This is a genomic window from Paenibacillus sp. IHBB 10380 (assembly GCF_000949425.1).
Taxonomy (GTDB): domain Bacteria; phylum Bacillota; class Bacilli; order Paenibacillales; family Paenibacillaceae; genus Paenibacillus_AQ.
Window position 1 is genome coordinate 4,248,889 of the sequence record NZ_CP010976.1, and the last position, 18,411, is coordinate 4,267,299.

The window sequence follows — 18,411 nt, forward strand, 5'->3', positions numbered from 1 at the left end:
CAAGACCTGATAATTTACATACGTAGCAGTTCTACAGATGTTTCAAAAAAAATCTAGAATGAACTAAAGATACAAGAAGAAACGGATTCACATCCTAAAAGGAATGGTAATTATTTCTCGTAAGATATACTCTACATACTTGACTCCAGCTTCTTCCGTAAGAACTCCCTACCACGATGTACACGAGTCTTGATCGTCGTCACAGGCATGCCTAGCACATCACTAATTTCCTGCAACGATAGCTCCTGAAGATATCTCAGAATCATAACTGATTTATATTTACTTGGTAGACTATCAATAGCATTATATACAAGCTGCTTTGTCTCAGACATTAGTAGTTCACTCTCTGGTGTCTGGTCAACACTTGGTATTAATGAATAGCCATCTAGTCCTTCTTGATCATTCATATCAGCATCTAGCGAATATGTAGGTTTTCTTTTCCTCAACCGATCAATACAAAGATTAGTTCCAATTCTATAAATCCATGTAGAAAACTTCTGATTTGGATCATAACGATCCAAGTTTTTAAACACACGTAAAAAAGTTTCCTGCACTACATCTTCTGCCTCATGACGGTTGTTCAGCATCCGATAAGCCAAATGAAAAATTTTGTCTTTGTATAAATCCACAATTTCTGCAAATGCCTGTTGATCACCCTTTAGGGCTAGTTTCGTTAATCTATTCTCTAATTGATCCAACATAGTTTCCCCCAGACTTGCTGATGGGTATTTGTATTAATTTAAAACAACATTAAAATCGTAATTCATGTGCCAATAAAAAGCAATACCCTCGTGTATAGTTAAACAAAAAAAGCCGAAGATTCCTTAGTAGGAACCCTCGGCTCTCGTACTCCGTCTTCGTGCTATTCTCACGTTCTCGGATCAGCCCGTATTTCGAAGTCCTGCTGCGATTCCATTAATCGTTAAAAGAACCTCACGTAGCAGCTCACTATTATCTTCACCTTGATCTCTAATTTCACGAAGCTCACTAAGAAGTTGAACTTGTAAATAACTAAGCGGATCAACATAAGGATTACGAAGTTTAATGGACTCTTGGATGACAGGAACATTATCTAAGATTTCTTTTTGACCTGTAATTTTGAGAATCAGGTCAGATGTCAACTTAAATTCTTCTTCTATTTGACCAAAAATACGTTGCCGATATGATTCTTCCTTAGTCATATTAGCATACTCTTTGGCAATAATTAGATCTGCCTTAGCAATAGCCATTTGCAACGTATCAATTAATGACGTAAAAAATGAGAAGTTAGCATACATCTCTTGGAGTACCTTAAGGTTCTCCTCTTTATTCTGATAGAAACTCTGTAGACCTGTACCTGCAGCATACCATGCAGGCAGCAAGTACCGACTTTGTGTCCAAGCAAACACCCATGGAATGGCACGCAAGTCTTCAAACCGATCACTATTCTTACGCTTGGAAGGACGCGAACCAATATTTAGTTCACCAACCTCAGGTAAAGGTGTGGACTCTTTGAAGAAGGTAAGGAAGTCAGGATCACGGAATATCAAATCTTGATACTTATGAAGAGAGACTTCAGAAATACCCTTCACAATCTCATCCCATTCATCTTCTTGCTTCTCGTATGCCTCATCATGGGAAGAACGAGCATTAATGGCAGCTGTCACAAGAGCCGCTGTTGCTTGATCTAAGCTTCTATAAGCAATCCCCTGTAAAGAGTATCTAGAAGAGATAACCTCACCTTGCTCAGTGATCTTGATTCCTCCACCGACAGTAGAAGCAGGCTGTGCCAGGATGCTTCGGTTTAGAGGCATACCTCCACGACCTAACGCACCTCCACGACCATGGAAGAACTTCAATTTCACATCAAATTCATCCGCTGCTGTTGTAATATCCTTCAATGCTACACGAAGCTCCCAGTTTGCCGTGACAGCTCCACCATCTTTATTACTATCTGAATACCCAAGCATAATCTCTTGAAGGTCATTCATAGCACTTACACCTTGTCGATAAATCGGCATGCTAAGTACTGTTCTCATAATATCTGGCGCGGCATGTAAATCCTCAATTGTCTCAAACAAAGGCACTGCTTGCAGCGTACAAGTTACCGTATTATCAGCATTTTGTCGGAATAGACCTACTTCCTTGGCAAATACCATGACTTCCAAAATATCACTAGCTCCCTGAGCCATACTTATTAGATATTTAGAGATACATTCTGCACCGAATTCCTGTTGAGCCTCATACACTGTACGGTATACATTCAGACATTCTTTCGTACTTTCACTGTAATGATGATAGGGTGAAGTAATCGGCCTTGGATCATTCAACAGCTTATTAAGTAATTCTATTTTTTCATTTTCCGTTAATTCAGCATAATGATGTGAAATCTCCATTTTGGATAGGACTTCAGACAACGCATTCTCGTGTTCTTGACTATGTTGACGAATATCCAAAGATGCGGTATGAAATCCGAATAGTTCCACTTGACGAATTAACTTCTTAATGTAAGTATCCGCGACATAATCTGCATAGTGGTGACGTAGACTCCGATCAATAATGTTAAGATCATTAATGAACTCTAAAGGTGTAGCATAACGTTCTGCCGTTTCCTTCTTACTCTCATCAAGCACATTTTTAATCTTAGTCATCATATATACTAATTTGATACGGTAGGGTTCGTTTTCATTATGCCAGATGTAATTTTTACTCAAAGAGACAACAGATTGATCTTCTAATATAGACTCTTCAAGCTCGGTTGAAACAGTAACAATGGACGTACTGAAGCTGAGAAACTTCATAAATTCCTTCATAATACGTTCGTATTCACGCACCGCTAGCTTTCTTTGCATGTTAAGAGTCTGCCAAGTAATATCAGCAGTCACTGAAGGATTACCATCTCTGTCTCCACCAATCCAGGATCCAAAACGGAGATACGTTGGAACATGCCAATTGTGCCCCGGGTAATATTTACTGAGACAGCGTTCCATTTCTTGATAAACATCCGGTAGAACGTGAAAAAGGGTTTCGTGGAAATAGTACATTCCATGTCTAACTTCATCAAGCACCGTTGGTTTACGATCACGTAGCTCATCAGTTTGCCATAAAGTAATAACTTCATTAAGAAGCTTCTCACGCAATTGTTCCCGTTCACGGAACGTAAGAGTTGGATTGTCTAGCAGCATTACATCTTCTGAAATTCGCTTATGAATATCCAGAATTGCTCTACGCATAGCTTCTGTAGGGTGAGCAGTCATGACTAGTTCAAGTGAAAGTCCTTCAATAATCTCCTGTACCTCTTGATACGTGAAATTACGTTCTTTTAGATCTTGAATTGCACATTCGATAGATCCTGGTTGTACCGTTTCACCTGCGGAACGTTCATAATCACGCTTTCTGCGAATGCGGTGATTCTGTTCAGCAATATTGACCAATTGAAAATAGATCGCAAATGCTCGAATCACCTGATGACGTGTGTCTGGCTTCAATGTTTCAATGGTTTCCTTAAAGTCAGCAAACAAATCTGGCAAGAATACGGAACGTAAAGATTTACTAGTTTCACGGATCTTTTCAACTATATCTAAAAGTTCATTGCCCCCTTGATGGACCAATACCTCTCCTAGAATGTTCCCAAGAAACCGTACGTCACGCCGCAATAGGTTATTGGAGCTACTTTTACTTGCGGTTACAGTCAGTTCAGTCATGTTTCTCCCCCCGTCTTATCCCAATTCAATAGCTATCTATTTATGACACCTTCTTAGTATCATACAATAAAATTCAAGTAAAATCTTTATATTTTTTACATTTAGAACTATTTGTTTAATGTATTTATATTTATAATCTCTGATTTTAATTCATCATCAAAAGAGCGCCTCTTGATAAACTTCATTGTTAGATTACATCCAAAGGAAATATTCAGACTTATTTCCTTTATATACTCATAATAATTATGCATAAGTTAATCAAAGAATGAACCTTCATACTCTCATTAGATTATGCACTCAGAATATACAAAAAAAAGCCTCTCGGCTTCATATAATATAGTTGGAGCGGGTGATGGGAATCGAACCCACGCTATCAGCTTGGAAGGCTGAAGTTCTACCATTGAACTACACCCGCATAAACAATTAAATATCGGGACGACACGATTTGAACATGCGACCCCCTGGTCCCAAACCAGGTGCTCTACCAAGCTGAGCTACGTCCCGAAGAAAAATGGTGCGCCCTAAGAGATTCGAACTCCTGGCCTTTTGATTCGTAGTCAAACGCTCTATCCAGCTGAGCTAAGGGCGCGTATTACATGGTGCAAATGGAGCGGACGACGGGAATCGAACCCGCGACCCTCGCCTTGGCAAGGCGATGCTCTACCGCTGAGCCACGTCCGCATAATAAAATGGTGCGCGTGGAGGGACTTGAACCCCCACGTCATAAACGCTAGATCCTAAGTCTAGTGCGTCTGCCAATTCCGCCACACGCGCACACTTAATAAAAATGGTGAGCCATGAAGGATTCGAACCTTCGACACCCTGATTAAAAGTCAGGTGCTCTACCAACTGAGCTAATGGCTCTTAATGGCTGGGGATATAGGATTTGAACCTATGCATGACGGAGTCAAAGTCCGTTGCCTTACCGCTTGGCTAATCCCCATAAGTAAATTATTTGTATTGTGCCCATATCTACAATAATCATAAGTGTAAAATGGTGGAGGCTGAGGGGATCGAACCCCCGACCCTCTGCTTGTAAGGCAGATGCTCTCCCAGCTGAGCTAAGCCTCCATACACATTCAAAATATTAATAATAATTGGTGACCCGTATGGGATTCGAACCCATGTTACCTCCGTGAAAGGGAGGTGTCTTAACCCCTTGACCAACGGGCCTAAATGCCTTGTGGAGCTCTCAACCGGATTCGAACCGGTGACCTCATCCTTACCATGGATGCACTCTACCTACTGAGCTATGAGAGCAATGGCTCCCCGAACAGGGCTCGAACCTGTGACAACTCGATTAACAGTCGAGTGCTCTACCAACTGAGCTATCAGGGAAAATCCGCTTGGCGACGTCCTACTCTCCCAGGACCCTGCGGTCCAAGTACCATCGGCGCTGGAGGGCTTAACGGTCGTGTTCGGGATGGGTACGTGTGGAACCCCTCCGCTATCGCCACCAAACGGTATTTACAAGGTTTAATCCTTGAAAACTAGATACGAAACGAATTTGTAATGTTAAAACAGCATATGCTTCCGAAGTAGTTTCACTTCATGAAACTTTTAGGATAAGCCCTCGACCGATTAGTATTGGTCAGCTCCATGCATTACTGCACTTCCACCTCCAACCTATCTACCTCGTCGTCTTCAAGGGGTCTTACTAATTGGGAAATCTCATCTTGAGGGGGGCTTCACGCTTAGATGCTTTCAGCGTTTATCCCGTCCGCACGTAGCTACCCAGCTATGCTCCTGGCGGAACAACTGGTACACCAGAGGTGCGTCCATCCCGGTCCTCTCGTACTAAGGACAGCTCCTCTCAAATTTCCTGCGCCCACGACAGATAGGGACCGAACTGTCTCACGACGTTCTGAACCCAGCTCGCGTACCGCTTTAATGGGCGAACAGCCCAACCCTTGGGACCTACTTCAGCCCCAGGATGCGATGAGCCGACATCGAGGTGCCAAACCTCCCCGTCGATGTGGACTCTTGGGGGAGATAAGCCTGTTATCCCCAGGGTAGCTTTTATCCGTTGAGCGATGGCCCTTCCATGCGGTACCACCGGATCACTAAGCCCGACTTTCGTCCCTGCTCGACTTGTAGGTCTCGCAGTCAAGCTCCCTTCTGCCTTTGCACTCTTCGAATGATTTCCAACCATTCTGAGGGAACCTTGGGGCGCCTCCGTTACTCTTTAGGAGGCGACCGCCCCAGTCAAACTGCCCACCTGACACTGTCCCCGAACCGGTTTACGGTCCTAGGTTAGAACCTAGATACGATCAGGGTGGTATCCCAACGGCGCCTCCATAGAAGCTTGCGCTCCTACTTCTCAGGCTCCCACCTATCCTGTACAGATCGTACCCAAATCCAATATCAAGCTGCAGTAAAGCTCCATGGGGTCTTTCCGTCTTGTCGCGGGTAACCTGCATCTTCACAGGTATTAAAATTTCACCGGATCTCTCGTTGAGACAGCGCCCAAGTCGTTACGCCATTCGTGCGGGTCAGAATTTACCTGACAAGGAATTTCGCTACCTTAGGACCGTTATAGTTACGGCCGCCGTTTACTGGGGCTTCGGTTCATAGCTTCGGGTTACCCCTAACCACTCCCCTTAACCTTCCAGCACCGGGCAGGCGTCAGCCCGTATACTTCGCCTTGCGGCTTCGCACAGACCTGTGTTTTTGCTAAACAGTCGCTTGGGCCTTTTCACTGCGGCCCCCTCGTGCTATTCACACTACCGGGGCACCCCTTCTCCCGAAGTTACGGGGTCATTTTGCCGAGTTCCTTAACGAGAGTTCTTCCGCGCGCCTTAGAATACTCTTCTCGCCTACCTGTGTCGGTTTGCGGTACGGGCACCTTCTCCTGGTTAGAGGCTTTTCTTGGCAGTGTGAGATCATGACCTTCGCTACTATAATTTTCGCTCCCCATTACAGCCCAGCCTTATTGATGTGCGGATTTGCCTACACATCAGCCTCACTGCTTAGACGGACACTTCCATCAGTCCGCGTCACTACCCTGCTGCGTCACCCCATTACTCATAACGGATTACGGTGGTACAGGAATTTCAACCTGTTGTCCATCCACTACGCCTTTCGGCCTCGCGTTAGGTCCCGACTTACCCTGAGAGGACGAGCCTTCCTCAGGAAACCTTGGGCTTTCGGCGGATCAGATTCTCACTGATCTTTTCGTTACTTATACCGGCATTCTCACTTGTATGCTGTCCAGCGCTCCTTACGGTACACCTTCAACCTGCATACAACGCTCCCCTACCCCTGATGCAAAGCATCAAGCCATAGCTTCGGTGGCGTGTTTAGCCCCGTTACATTTTCGGCGCAGAGTCACTCGACCAGTGAGCTATTACGCACTCTTTCAATGGTGGCTGCTTCTAAGCCAACATCCTGGTTGTCTGTGCAACTCCACATCCTTTCCCACTTAACACACACTTGGGGACCTTAGCTGATGGTCTGGGCTGTTTCCCTTTCGACAATGGATCTTAGCACTCACTGTCTGACTCCCGGAATTCGAGTCTATGGCATTCGGAGTTTGACTGAGTTTGGTAACCCTTGCGGGCCCCGCACCCAATCAGTGCTCTACCTCCACGACTTATTTCCGAGGCTAGCCCTAAAGCTATTTCGGGGAGAACCAGCTATCTCCGAGTTCGATTGGAATTTCTCCGCTACCCCCACCTCATCCCCGCATTTTTCAACATGCGTGGGTTCGGGCCTCCAGTGCGTGTTACCGCACCTTCACCCTGGACAGGGGTAGATCACTCGGTTTCGGGTCTACGTCCACGTACTAAAATTCGCCCTATTCAGACTCGCTTTCGCTGCGGCTCCGGCTTCTCACCTTAACCTTGCACGGGAACGTAACTCGCCGGTTCATTCTACAAAAGGCACGCCATCACCCATTAATAGGGCTCTGACTTTTTGTAAGCACACGGTTTCAGGTTCTATTTCACTCCCCTTCCGGGGTGCTTTTCACCTTTCCCTCACGGTACTGTTTCACTATCGGTCGCTAGGTAGTATTTAGCCTTAGCAGATGGTCCTGCTAGATTCATACGGGGTTTCACGTGCCCCGCACTACTCGGGATCCGTCTCGGAGGGATTAGACTTTTGGTTACAGGGCTTTTACCTTCTATGCCGGGCCTTTCCAGACCTCTTCACCTAACCTAATCCTTTGTAACTCCATGTGAGACGTCCCACAACCCCAAAGAGCAAGCTCCTTGGTTTGGGCTGTTCCGCGTTCGCTCGCCGCTACTGACGGAATCACTATTGTTTTCTCTTCCTCAGGGTACTTAGATGTTTCAGTTCCCCTGGTCTGCCTCTACATTCCCTATGTATTCAGGAATGAGTAACTGCGAATTACCACAGCTGGGTTTCCCCATTCGGACACCCCCGGATCAAAGCTTGCTTACAGCTCCCCGAGGCAGTTTCGTTGTTCGCCACGTCCTTCATCGGCTCCTAGCGCCTAGGCATCCTCCGTGTGCTCTTAGTAGCTTAACCATTTCGCTCATTTGTTGCGCTGTCCGCTCTCTTGTCCGTTCATTTCATCTATTGAGTAAACCCATTAGAGGTTGAAATGAACTCCCAAAGGATCGATCATCACATCAAATTCGCTAGCTACCTTTACACTACATTCAATTCATAATGAGTTGAATGTTAAATATAAAAGAATGTTCTAAATCGCAAATTCGTTTCGTTATCTAGTTTTCAAGGATCAAATTAAATCAAATTTTTGGTGGAGCCAAGCGGGATCGAACCGCTGACCTCCTGCTTGCAAGGCAGGCGCTCTCCCAGCTGAGCTATGGCCCCATGGGATATTATTAAATTGAATGGTGGGCCCTAGTGGACTCGAACCACCGACCTCACCCTTATCAGGGGTGCGCTCTAACCAGCTGAGCTAAGGGCCCATAAGAATAAAAAACTCTCATGGGTAAAACCCATAAGGGTTGCGCTTGGCAGCGTCCTACTCTCCCAGGACCCTGCGGTCCAAGTACCATCGGCGCTGGAAGGCTTAACGGTCGTGTTCGGGATGGGTACGCGTGGGACCCTTCCGCTATCGCTACCAAACGCATTACAGAAAGATTGCTCTTTCAAAACTGACAACGAGTGAGGAAATATTCATGGAATCTATTGTTCCATAAGTCTTATCTTGACTCTTATATGAATGTTTCCGTTGCAGGAAACAATTCTCCATAGAAAGGAGGTGATCCAGCCGCACCTTCCGATACGGCTACCTTGTTACGACTTCACCCCAATCATCTACCCCACCTTCGGCGGCTGGCTCCCTTGCGGGTTACCCCACCGACTTCGGGTGTTGTAAACTCTCGTGGTGTGACGGGCGGTGTGTACAAGACCCGGGAACGTATTCACCGCGGCATGCTGATCCGCGATTACTAGCAATTCCGACTTCATGCAGGCGGGTTGCAGCCTGCAATCCGAACTGAGACCGGCTTTGGTGGGATTGGCTCCATCTCGCGATTTCGCAGCCCGTTGTACCGGCCATTGTAGTACGTGTGTAGCCCAGGTCATAAGGGGCATGATGATTTGACGTCATCCCCACCTTCCTCCGGTTTGTCACCGGCAGTCTGTTTAGAGTGCCCACCATAATGTGCTGGCAACTAAGCATAAGGGTTGCGCTCGTTGCGGGACTTAACCCAACATCTCACGACACGAGCTGACGACAACCATGCACCACCTGTCTCCTCTGTCCCGAAGGCCGCCACTATCTCTAGTGGATTCAGAGGGATGTCAAGACCTGGTAAGGTTCTTCGCGTTGCTTCGAATTAAACCACATACTCCACTGCTTGTGCGGGTCCCCGTCAATTCCTTTGAGTTTCAGTCTTGCGACCGTACTCCCCAGGCGGAGTGCTTAATGTGTTAACTTCGGCACCAAGGGTATCGAAACCCCTAACACCTAGCACTCATCGTTTACGGCGTGGACTACCAGGGTATCTAATCCTGTTTGCTCCCCACGCTTTCGCGCCTCAGCGTCAGTTACAGCCCAGAGAGTCGCCTTCGCCACTGGTGTTCCTCCACATATCTACGCATTTCACCGCTACACGTGGAATTCCACTCTCCTCTTCTGTACTCAAGTCACCCAGTTTCCAGTGCGACCCGGGGTTGAGCCCCGGGATTAAACACCAGACTTAAATGACCGCCTGCGCGCGCTTTACGCCCAATAATTCCGGACAACGCTTGCCCCCTACGTATTACCGCGGCTGCTGGCACGTAGTTAGCCGGGGCTTTCTTCTCAGGTACCGTCACTCCAGGAGCAGTTACTCTCCTGAATCTTCTTCCCTGGCAACAGAGCTTTACGATCCGAAAACCTTCATCACTCACGCGGCGTTGCTCCGTCAGACTTTCGTCCATTGCGGAAGATTCCCTACTGCTGCCTCCCGTAGGAGTCTGGGCCGTGTCTCAGTCCCAGTGTGGCCGTTCACCCTCTCAGGTCGGCTACGCATCGTCGCCTTGGTGAGCCGTTACCTCACCAACAAGCTAATGCGCCGCAGGTCCATCTGTAAGTGACAGATTACTCCGCCTTTCAACATCTCCTCAGGAGAGGAAATGTATTATCCGGTATTAGCTACCGTTTCCGGTAGTTATCCCAGTCTCACAGGCAGGTTACCTACGTGTTACTCACCCGTCCGCCGCTGAGTATTAGGAGTGCAAGCACTCCATCAACTCCGCTCGACTTGCATGTATTAGGCACGCCGCCAGCGTTCGTCCTGAGCCAGGATCAAACTCTCCAATAGAGATGAATTTTAAATTTGCTTTGCAACAATTTCAAAATCATCTGGAGATGAATGTCAGATCAACTTTGCAGCGACCGGACATTCATCGAATGAAAAGAGCGATATGCTCATTTTGAAACAAACTGGCGAGAATTTGCATTCTCTACCAAATGATTTCTCATTTGTTTTGATTTCACTTTCGTGAAATCGACTCACTCGTTGTTCAGTTTTCAAAGATCAATTCCTCTTTCGTCATCACCAGTTGTTCTCTGCGACAACTTCTATATCATATCATGCTTGCATAGTATTTTGCAAGAACTTTTTTTTAAAAAGTTTCAAGCTACTATTTATTGACCTGTCTAGCTTGTGGCCACTCACTTAAGGAAGCGAGAATTAATTTATCATATTTCTACTAAATTAGTCAACCCTTTTTTTAAATAATTTGAAAGTATAAGCTTTCATCCACATTTCATCGCTAAACGAAACCGTCCTTGGGTACGATAAAATCGTCTATTCTTGATTAGTATTTCAATTGGGGGAATTTATTGTTGCGAGCATATTTTGAAAGTTCCTTGGGGGGTGCTACACGAGCGTACATTTGAAACACGGTTTTATAACGCTTGGCAATTACCTGTCTTATATCTTGATCCAATCGTTTGTCACCTAAATCAAGTAGCATTTCATCTAGTTCCCTGCGCAGAACATAATCTAGTTCCCTGCACTCCTTCTCATTAAAGAGCATACCCAGCATAATAACGTTGCCTCCTCATCAAGTAACTATTAGACTTACCCAGACCTTAGCATCTGGTTTATATCTAATAGCTGTTTTACTGTTATGCTCAATTATTGGCAAAATTATGAATACTTACAAAAATAAATTTATTTCATCAACCAAAAGGTGAATGTACTCTCAATAATAGCGGCGATAAATAGCATAATAACAATCCAGATAGAGATCGGACCGACTCTTTTCATAAAATGCTCCCACGTTCCGCCAAGCTTCGCCCGCTTCTCTTGATTCCATTGAGTCATACTTATGATGACCAGCATTCCAAACCTCAAACCGAAAGCACATGCAATGATAATAGCCGGAATTTCGATGATTCCATGAGGAAGCAGACCTTTAACAATCAAATCGAACATATTTATACCCTCTAATGCGGACGCATGAACTAAATAACCAATCACCATGCCATTAATAACAAGAAACACGATGGGCAGTATACCAAAAAATGCACCCAGATAAATAATCAGAACCCCTTTTATACTATTGTTCAGAAAAATAAACTTAAAAAAACTCCACTGCGGGTGACTTGATTCACTCAGGTTATTTGCAATGTGCTGAATTCCACTGATCTGGCTCAGGATGATCTTCTCGATAGCCCCCGTACTAATCCAACCTACAATAATTCCAATCACAAATAGAATAATAGACAACAATATCGTTTTCTTGATGAACCTTAAGTCTTTAATAAACATTGAGATTCTAAACATAGGTACCTCCTCTTAGTAATAACTTTCAAGTACGAGCATACAATTTGAGTAAACAAGCATTCATGCAGGAGAGGAGCGTCTTAATACAATGAACTCATTTTTTTATGTGCTTAGCTGGAGGAAAATCAAACGGTTTTTACTTGTTACGGCTGCTGCACTGTTCGCGATCGGAATTGTGTATATAGAAAGGGATCAGATCACAGTGTTCTCTGAAGGAGCACCGTCAGCCATCTACAGCGTGCCTACGGACAAGAAGTTGATTGCACTGACCTTTGACATCAGTTGGGGTGAAAAGCGTCCTGACCCCATTCTAAACGTCCTGAAGGAAAAGAAAGTGCAGAAAGCAACATTCTTTCTCTCCTCTCCATGGAGTAAAACTCATCCAGACATCGTTAAGAACATCAAAGATAGTGGCTTCGAAATCGGTAGCCATGGTCACAAGCATGTCAATTACAGTACTTTAAGTGATGATGAGATCTCTAAGCAAATTTCAACGGCTCATTCCGTTTTAACCGATTTGACGGGGAAAGAACCAAATCTTATCAGAATGCCCAACGGTGATTTTGACAAAAGAGTGCTCAGGATCGCAGAAAGTATGAATTACAAGGTCATTCAATGGGATACAGATTCCTTAGACTGGAAAAATATCGGTGTACAAAATATTGTTGATCGCGTAACCAAAAAAGCCCATCCTGGTGATATTGTCCTTCTCCATGCAAGTGACTCCTGCAAGCAAACACATGAAGCCTTACCTCTCATCATTGATGAACTGCGTAAACAGGGATATGAATTCGTGACTGTGTCCGATTTGATTAATCAAACGGAGACGAAAGGCACTGAAGTACGGGATCAAGCTTCCATTCAATAAAGGCAAAGTTAGGCTGAAATTGTAGATTTTTATGAACATGTAGCAAAAAAGAGCTAATTCATTAGCTCTTTTTATTTTGTACTACTCGGTGAAGAATTAAAATTTGGTATGCGTTGCATGCTATTAAGGGAATAACAATGAAGGCCGTAGCGTTATTAACACCAATTTTGAGACCTCCGACCGTTTCAACGATTGTAATCGCAATCATAAAGAATAGCGTCGGAATCCAAGCCGAGAGGTTCGTCCACTTCGCTTTAAAGTATGCTACCCCGATGGATACAACTAATATTGATAACCCCAATACCAAATCAGACCATCGATCACTTTGTCCACCAACAATTCTCCGGAAGAACAAGAGTTCTAGCAAGGCTAAGACGGTAAGCACCATCTGTATGTACTGCCACACTTTTCTCGAAAATATACCATTAGCCATATAATTCAATATCAAATATGCAAAAAATCCCATCTGTGAATATACGCTGGCAAGCAGCCCATAACCAAATAATATAACGAAATAAACGATATAATCTGCTGAACCTTTAAAAATAATTGCACCGGTTCCGAACTGCAGTAATACTCCCATTACAAGGGAAGCCGCAGATCCAATCAACAATGTTTTCCAAAATAAGTTAAACCATTTTCTTAAACTCAAAAACCCACCCCCACAAGACATTATTTTACCAACGTTCACAATAAAAAACCATGCCCTTTGAACATATTTCGCATTTCAGTTCCACATACTACAATCAGTATCCACGTAAAGGAGGGTTAAGTTGATGAAAATGACGGATATACGTATGTTAGGACTGTTATTCGTTCTTACTGTGACATTGTCGGCTTGCGGAAGTGAACAGAGTAGTTCTTCCCAAGGTAGCTATAAGGAAACAAAAACAATGGTGGTGGATATTCTCAAAAGTGATGAAGGTAAAAAAGCAGTGGAAGAAGCCTTGAGTGGTGGCGGGACTTCCTCTGGTGGTATGGGTATGAAAATGGTGTCAGCCCAATCCTCAGAAGAAATTCGCACAGCCGTAAAGGATACTCTCACAGCGCCCGAGTATAAAAAAGAATTAGAAAAAATAATGAAAGATCCCAAATTTGCTGGTGATTTCGCCAAAGCGATTAGCTCGGAAAACAAAAAGCTCCATCAGGAACTCATTAAAGACCCAACTTATCAAAAAGCAGTATCCGAAATTATGAAATCACCTGAAATGATGAAAATGTTTCTTGACCTCACCAAAACTCCAGATTACCGAAAGCAATCGATGGCGGTTATGCAAGAAGCCATGCAAAATCCACTTTTTCGAATGGAAGTTATGGACATACTCAAATCAGTCGTTAAAGAAGAATTGCAGCCTACTAAAAAAGGCGGTGGGGATAGCGGAGGTAGCGATAGTGGTGGAGGGGATGAACAAGGTGGAGGTGGAGGTGGAGGTGGAGGTGGAGGTTAATACAACTTACACACAATTTAACAAGAAAACAACTTCGTCGCCCTAAAGGAGAAGGTAACCATTTCTCGTAGAAAAATGCGCAAAATATAGTCAACACTCAACCTTTCTTATATATAAAAAAGCTCCCTAAATACGGGAGCATCTACTTCAAACATTCAAGGACTGGCCTAAAAGGTCAGTCTTTTTCACATTTCGCCACAACCGACCTTGCGATATCTTCATATATTTGACCACTCACTGAATCTTGTTTGTAAATAGACGGTGAGAAATCAGCTTCAGACGGGTGATTGTCAGGAACACCAAGAGGAAGTTGCGCCAATAGTTCTGTATTGAGCGTCTCGGCTAACCGCCCTCCCCCGCCTCTTCCAAACACAAAGTCTCGTTCTCCACAGGCTTTACATTCGTAATAAGCCATGTTCTCCACTACACCTAATATTTCATGATCGGTTTGGAGAGCCATAGCTCCCGCTCTCGCGGCCACAAATGCTGCTGTAGCATGCGGGGTGGTCACAATGATCTCTTTACTCTGAGGGAGCATCTGATGGATGTCCAAGGCTACATCACCCGTCCCAGGAGGAAGATCTAGCAGTAGATAATCCAATTCGCCCCACCCTACATCACTTAGAAATTGTCTAAGCATTTTGCCCAGCATAGGTCCTCGCCATATCACAGGATTGTTTTCTCGGATAAAGAATCCCATAGACATAACCTTAACACCAAAACGCTCCACAGGAATAATGATATCATCTTCTACGATCGGTCCCTCTTCAAGGCCCATCATATCAGGAACACTGAATCCATAGATGTCTGCATCAATTAACCCTACTCTTTTACCTTGTCTTGCAAGAGCTACTGCCAAGTTAACCGTTACTGTAGATTTGCCGACGCCACCTTTTCCACTTGCGATTGCGATAAAATGGACACCTGAATCCTCTTGAAGAAGTGCGTGATTCTCTAACCCCGCGCCATGTCCTTTAAACTTCCGTCCATCTTCTTCATTCCCTCTTACTTCCTGTCCATTAATAGCTTGTCTGTCATGATCTGTAGCATCCCGCATTCGAATATGAACATCTTCCATCCCAGCTTCTTTCAGACGATCACGTATTTCTTTCTCTATCGCTTTTCGATAATCATCACCTTGTTCCAAACAAATGACAGAAAGAGAAATTCGGTCTTCTTTAATCATAATATGGCGAATGAGCTGCATCTCACTTAAGCTCTTTCCACTACTTGGATCAACAATCGGTTGTAGAATTTCTAGTACTCGCTCACGTGACAACATGATGGCAACACCCCTGCTTCGTATATTGGCATAGTTAAGTTCATAGAGAACTAATTCTAGAATGATTATATCATTACCTATCTCCATCTGACGACACTTTAGACTTTTCTCCAGAACCATATCGTAAAATGCCCTTATATATAGACGCTGCTACTTTTCGCTGATATTCCACGTCTTTAAGAAGCATTGATTCTTCTGGATGAGAAAGAAAACCTACCTCCACAAGCGCAGACGGAATCTTTAACGCTTGAAGGATATACACGGTCTTCACTGTTTTAGCGACTCGATCCGTATTCTCTAAGTTGCGCTTCATCTCTTCCTGAATAAGACCTGCTAGGTCTACATTATCAGAATGGTTAGGATAGTAGAACACCTGAGCGCCACTCCACCTGTTCGAGGGGATGCTATTCATATGAATGCTGACGAACAGATCCGCCTTCTTGTCTTCAATCACCTTCACACGTTGCTTCAGATCTTCTGTTTTTCGTTTAGAATACCCACGTGTACTTGAATCAGCAAGATCATAGTCCCCTTCCCTAGTCATCACAACGATTGCACCTGCCTGCTGTAAATAATCACGCAAATAAAGCGCTATGGACAGGTTAATATCTTTCTCAATGACACCCTGTCGACTAACCGCCCCACCATCCGGACCCCCGTGCCCTGCATCTAGAGCAATAACTTTACCAGACAAAGGCAAGCTCCAGTAATTCATGGTCTTGGTGGCAGGAATCTCATACGTTATGACAAGGACAAACACCACCAATAGGCAAATCCCTATGAACCATTTCTTAATTGATTTTAGCTTAATCCACAACACAACTTCATTTGACTTAGGCTTGGACATTAAAAAGCCACCTCCTGTCCCATCTGGACTCTAATCCATCTATATGGGAGGGGGTGGACAAATATAACCTTATAATTGAGTTCTTAAGCCATACCTTCAATAAGTACTTTCGCAACCTCAGGACGAGTGAATTCTGGCGGTGGACAAAGTCCATCACGTAACAAAGCCCGTACCTTTGTTCCAGATAAGGCCATATGATCCTCTTTGCCATGTGGACAAGTTTTGCTAGACGCCATATTCCCACATCGAGTACAGAAGAAGCTATGTTCAAAAAATAACGGCGTGATATCCAGCTCTTCTGTGCTAAAGTTCTTAAATATCTCCTGTGCTTCATATGTTCCGTAATAATCGCCCACACCTGCATGGTCTCGTCCTACGATAAAGTGCGTACATCCATAGTTCTTGCGAACCATCGCATGGAAAATTGCTTCGCGTGGACCAGCATAACGCATAGCAGCTGGGAAGACACCAAGAAAAGTACGATCTTCAGGGTAGTAATTCTCTAGTAGCGTTAGATAACTATTCATTCTAACGTCGGCTGGAACATCATCAGACTTCGTCTCTCCTACAAGTGGATTCAAGAACAAAGCATCTACGATTTCCATAGCGCTTTTCTGAATATACTCGTGCGCACGATGGACGGGATTCCGAGTCTGGAAACCTACAACCGTGTTCCATCCTTTCTCAGCGAATAGACGACGAGTATCCATCGGATCAAAGTAAAATTCTTTAAACTTAGCAGGTTCAGGCCGATTTAGAACTTGAATCGCACCACCCACATAGATCGAAGAACGCTCTTGCAATTTCTTAACACCAGGGTGCTCAGGATCATTCGTCTTAAATACTTGGTTGGCTTCTTCTTCTTGATCTATATTATAGATACTCTCTACATGAAGTGTACCGTATATAACGTCATCTTCAGCTCCTACAAGAGCAACCTGTTCATTTAGCGAAAGACTAGCAGCAGTAGCTTCATCTATAGCTAGCGTTATCGGAATGGACCATACCGTACCATCCGCAAGTCTCATGGATGAAATAACAGATCGATAATCGTCTTCATTCAAGAATCCTTGCAGCGGAGAGAAAGCTCCCACACCAATAAGATCTAGATCAGAGATCGTCCACGTATTGATCGCAATCTTCTTCCAACTTTTTGCTTCTTGCAACAACTTCTCTCTTGCTTCACCTTGTATCACACGCTGAATCAGTTTCCCACCATGGGGTAGTATTGAAGTCATAGATTTCTCTCCTTGTATCGCTATTATTATTTATGAAGTCCACATTCAGTCTTCTCACTACCAGCCCAACGACCTGCACGAGGATCTTCTCCAGGCATTACAGGACGTGTGCAATGTTCACAACCAATACTCGGAAAATTCTGATCATGCAGAGGGTTATAGAGTACATTATTTTCCCGAATATAATTCCATACTTCATCAGATGTCCAGGCAGCAATAGGATTAAATTTAATAAGTCCGAATTTCGCATCATATTCTACTTTTCTTGTATTAGCACGTGTAGGAGCTTGGTCACGTCTAACACCTGTAATCCATGCATCATATTCAGATAGAATTCTAGTAAGTGGTTCTACCTTTCGAATATTACAACAAGCATTGGGATCCGTTTTCCATAAAGTTTCCCCGTACTGTGTAGCCTGCTCATCCGGGGTTATCTTAGGTGAGACCCTTACGAAATCTATGCCATAACTTAGTGCCATTTGGTCTCTCGTCTCATACGTTTGCTGAAAATGAAAGTCTGTGTCTAAGTAAAAAACATCTGTTTTAGGACTGATTTGTTGTAACATATGGACCAACACCACATCTTCAGCTCCAAAACTGCAGGCAAATGTAATATTAGGAATTGTTTCGACTGCAAATCTGATGACTTCTTCCGCAGTGGCATGTTCAAATTCATCCGCCTTTTCTTTAATCCATTGTTCCTTTTCTAGCAAGTTCATGTTTGTATCCCCCGTTTCTAAATGAGTTCGATTCTCAATCCCCACTTAACTAATATGAATTGTCTATTATAGTATAGATAATTACAATATTATGTCAATGATCAAACGCC

11 protein-coding genes, 13 tRNA genes and 4 rRNA genes are annotated in these 18,411 nt (G+C 44.1%); 2 read left to right on the forward strand and 26 right to left on the reverse strand.

Annotated elements, in window-relative coordinates; all coding sequences use genetic code 11:
- Positions 1 to 131 precede the first annotated feature (131 nt).
- The 21 genes from sigW to UB51_RS19375 form a co-directional block, all read right to left on the reverse strand.
- Positions 132 to 701: an RNA polymerase sigma factor SigW gene (sigW, locus tag UB51_RS19275; protein WP_199924950.1), complete on the reverse strand. Its 570-nt coding sequence runs from the start codon at positions 699 to 701 to the stop codon at positions 132 to 134.
- A 180-nt stretch (positions 702 to 881) separates the two neighbouring features.
- The gene (gene ppc / locus UB51_RS19280; protein ID WP_044878681.1) at positions 882 to 3,683 is read right to left on the reverse strand and encodes a phosphoenolpyruvate carboxylase; all 2,802 of its coding nucleotides are present in this window, start codon (positions 3,681 to 3,683) and stop codon (positions 882 to 884) included.
- Positions 3,684 to 4,024: 341 nt separating this feature from the next.
- Positions 4,025 to 4,098 (reverse strand) — tRNA-Gly (locus tag UB51_RS19285).
- Positions 4,099 to 4,113: 15 nt separating this feature from the next.
- Positions 4,114 to 4,187: transfer RNA gene (locus tag UB51_RS19290), tRNA-Pro, on the reverse strand.
- A gap of 8 nt (positions 4,188 to 4,195) precedes the next feature.
- Positions 4,196 to 4,272, reverse strand: a tRNA-Arg gene (locus UB51_RS19295).
- A 17-nt stretch (positions 4,273 to 4,289) separates the two neighbouring features.
- A tRNA-Gly gene (locus UB51_RS19300) sits at positions 4,290 to 4,364 on the reverse strand.
- Between the two features lie 9 nt (positions 4,365 to 4,373).
- A tRNA-Leu gene (locus UB51_RS19305) sits at positions 4,374 to 4,457 on the reverse strand.
- Positions 4,458 to 4,471: 14 nt separating this feature from the next.
- Positions 4,472 to 4,547, reverse strand: a tRNA-Lys gene (locus UB51_RS19310).
- Between the two features lie 4 nt (positions 4,548 to 4,551).
- Positions 4,552 to 4,626: transfer RNA gene (locus tag UB51_RS19315), tRNA-Gln, on the reverse strand.
- A gap of 52 nt (positions 4,627 to 4,678) precedes the next feature.
- Positions 4,679 to 4,754 (reverse strand) — tRNA-Val (locus UB51_RS19320).
- Positions 4,755 to 4,781: 27 nt separating this feature from the next.
- Positions 4,782 to 4,856: transfer RNA gene (locus tag UB51_RS19325), tRNA-Glu, on the reverse strand.
- Positions 4,857 to 4,867: 11 nt separating this feature from the next.
- Positions 4,868 to 4,943: transfer RNA gene (locus UB51_RS19330), tRNA-Thr, on the reverse strand.
- Between the two features lie 2 nt (positions 4,944 to 4,945).
- A tRNA-Asn gene (locus UB51_RS19335) sits at positions 4,946 to 5,021 on the reverse strand.
- A gap of 6 nt (positions 5,022 to 5,027) precedes the next feature.
- Positions 5,028 to 5,144, reverse strand: a 5S ribosomal RNA gene (gene rrf / locus UB51_RS19340).
- A gap of 100 nt (positions 5,145 to 5,244) precedes the next feature.
- Positions 5,245 to 8,174 (reverse strand): 23S ribosomal RNA (locus UB51_RS19345).
- Positions 8,175 to 8,407: 233 nt separating this feature from the next.
- Positions 8,408 to 8,483: transfer RNA gene (locus UB51_RS19350), tRNA-Ala, on the reverse strand.
- A 21-nt stretch (positions 8,484 to 8,504) separates the two neighbouring features.
- Positions 8,505 to 8,581, reverse strand: a tRNA-Ile gene (locus UB51_RS19355).
- Between the two features lie 43 nt (positions 8,582 to 8,624).
- Positions 8,625 to 8,741: ribosomal RNA gene (gene rrf / locus UB51_RS19360) — 5S ribosomal RNA — on the reverse strand.
- A 129-nt stretch (positions 8,742 to 8,870) separates the two neighbouring features.
- Positions 8,871 to 10,426 (reverse strand): 16S ribosomal RNA (locus UB51_RS19365).
- Together the 16S, 23S and 5S rRNA genes with 13 tRNA genes alongside form the textbook arrangement of a ribosomal RNA operon.
- Positions 10,427 to 10,925: 499 nt before the next feature.
- Positions 10,926 to 11,156, reverse strand: coding sequence for a hypothetical protein (locus UB51_RS19370; RefSeq protein WP_044878682.1), 231 nt, complete (start codon positions 11,154 to 11,156; stop codon positions 10,926 to 10,928).
- A 128-nt stretch (positions 11,157 to 11,284) separates the two neighbouring features.
- Positions 11,285 to 11,899, reverse strand: a complete 615-nt coding sequence (locus UB51_RS19375) for a stage II sporulation protein M (RefSeq protein ID WP_044878683.1) — start codon at positions 11,897 to 11,899, stop codon at positions 11,285 to 11,287.
- Between the two features lie 88 nt (positions 11,900 to 11,987).
- On the opposite strand from UB51_RS19375, the gene pdaB reads away from it, so the two are divergent.
- On the forward strand, positions 11,988 to 12,767 hold the full coding sequence (gene pdaB, locus UB51_RS19380; protein WP_044878684.1) for a polysaccharide deacetylase family sporulation protein PdaB: 780 nt from the start codon (positions 11,988 to 11,990) through the stop codon (positions 12,765 to 12,767).
- Positions 12,768 to 12,828: 61 nt separating this feature from the next.
- Here the strand turns inward: pdaB and UB51_RS19385 are convergent, their stop codons facing one another.
- Positions 12,829 to 13,419, reverse strand: coding sequence for a KinB-signaling pathway activation protein (locus UB51_RS19385; RefSeq protein WP_044878685.1), 591 nt, complete (start codon positions 13,417 to 13,419; stop codon positions 12,829 to 12,831).
- Positions 13,420 to 13,543: 124 nt separating this feature from the next.
- Here UB51_RS19385 and gerD point away from each other — a divergent pair, with 124 nt between their 5' ends.
- Positions 13,544 to 14,215 carry a spore germination lipoprotein GerD gene (gene gerD / locus UB51_RS19390; protein WP_044878686.1) on the forward strand — a complete coding sequence of 224 codons (672 nt, stop codon included), beginning with the start codon at positions 13,544 to 13,546 and terminating at the stop codon, positions 14,213 to 14,215.
- A gap of 175 nt (positions 14,216 to 14,390) precedes the next feature.
- Here gerD and UB51_RS19395 read toward each other — a convergent pair whose 3' ends face one another.
- The 4 genes from UB51_RS19395 to UB51_RS19410 all read right to left on the reverse strand — a co-directional run bounded on the left by UB51_RS19395 (position 14,391) and on the right by UB51_RS19410 (position 18,301).
- The gene (locus tag UB51_RS19395) at positions 14,391 to 15,497 is read right to left on the reverse strand and encodes a P-loop NTPase (protein ID WP_044880311.1); all 1,107 of its coding nucleotides are present in this window, start codon (positions 15,495 to 15,497) and stop codon (positions 14,391 to 14,393) included.
- Positions 15,498 to 15,570: 73 nt separating this feature from the next.
- A complete protein-coding gene (gene cwlD / locus UB51_RS19400; protein WP_044878687.1) occupies positions 15,571 to 16,344 on the reverse strand; it encodes an N-acetylmuramoyl-L-alanine amidase CwlD in 774 nt (257 codons plus the stop codon).
- Positions 16,345 to 16,427: 83 nt separating this feature from the next.
- Positions 16,428 to 17,582: a sulfate adenylyltransferase gene (gene sat / locus UB51_RS19405; RefSeq protein WP_044878688.1), complete on the reverse strand. Its 1,155-nt coding sequence runs from the start codon at positions 17,580 to 17,582 to the stop codon at positions 16,428 to 16,430.
- Between the two features lie 26 nt (positions 17,583 to 17,608).
- Complete coding sequence (locus tag UB51_RS19410) at positions 17,609 to 18,301, reverse strand: phosphoadenylyl-sulfate reductase (RefSeq protein WP_044878689.1); 693 nt, start codon at positions 18,299 to 18,301, stop codon at positions 17,609 to 17,611.
- Positions 18,302 to 18,411 lie beyond the last annotated feature (110 nt).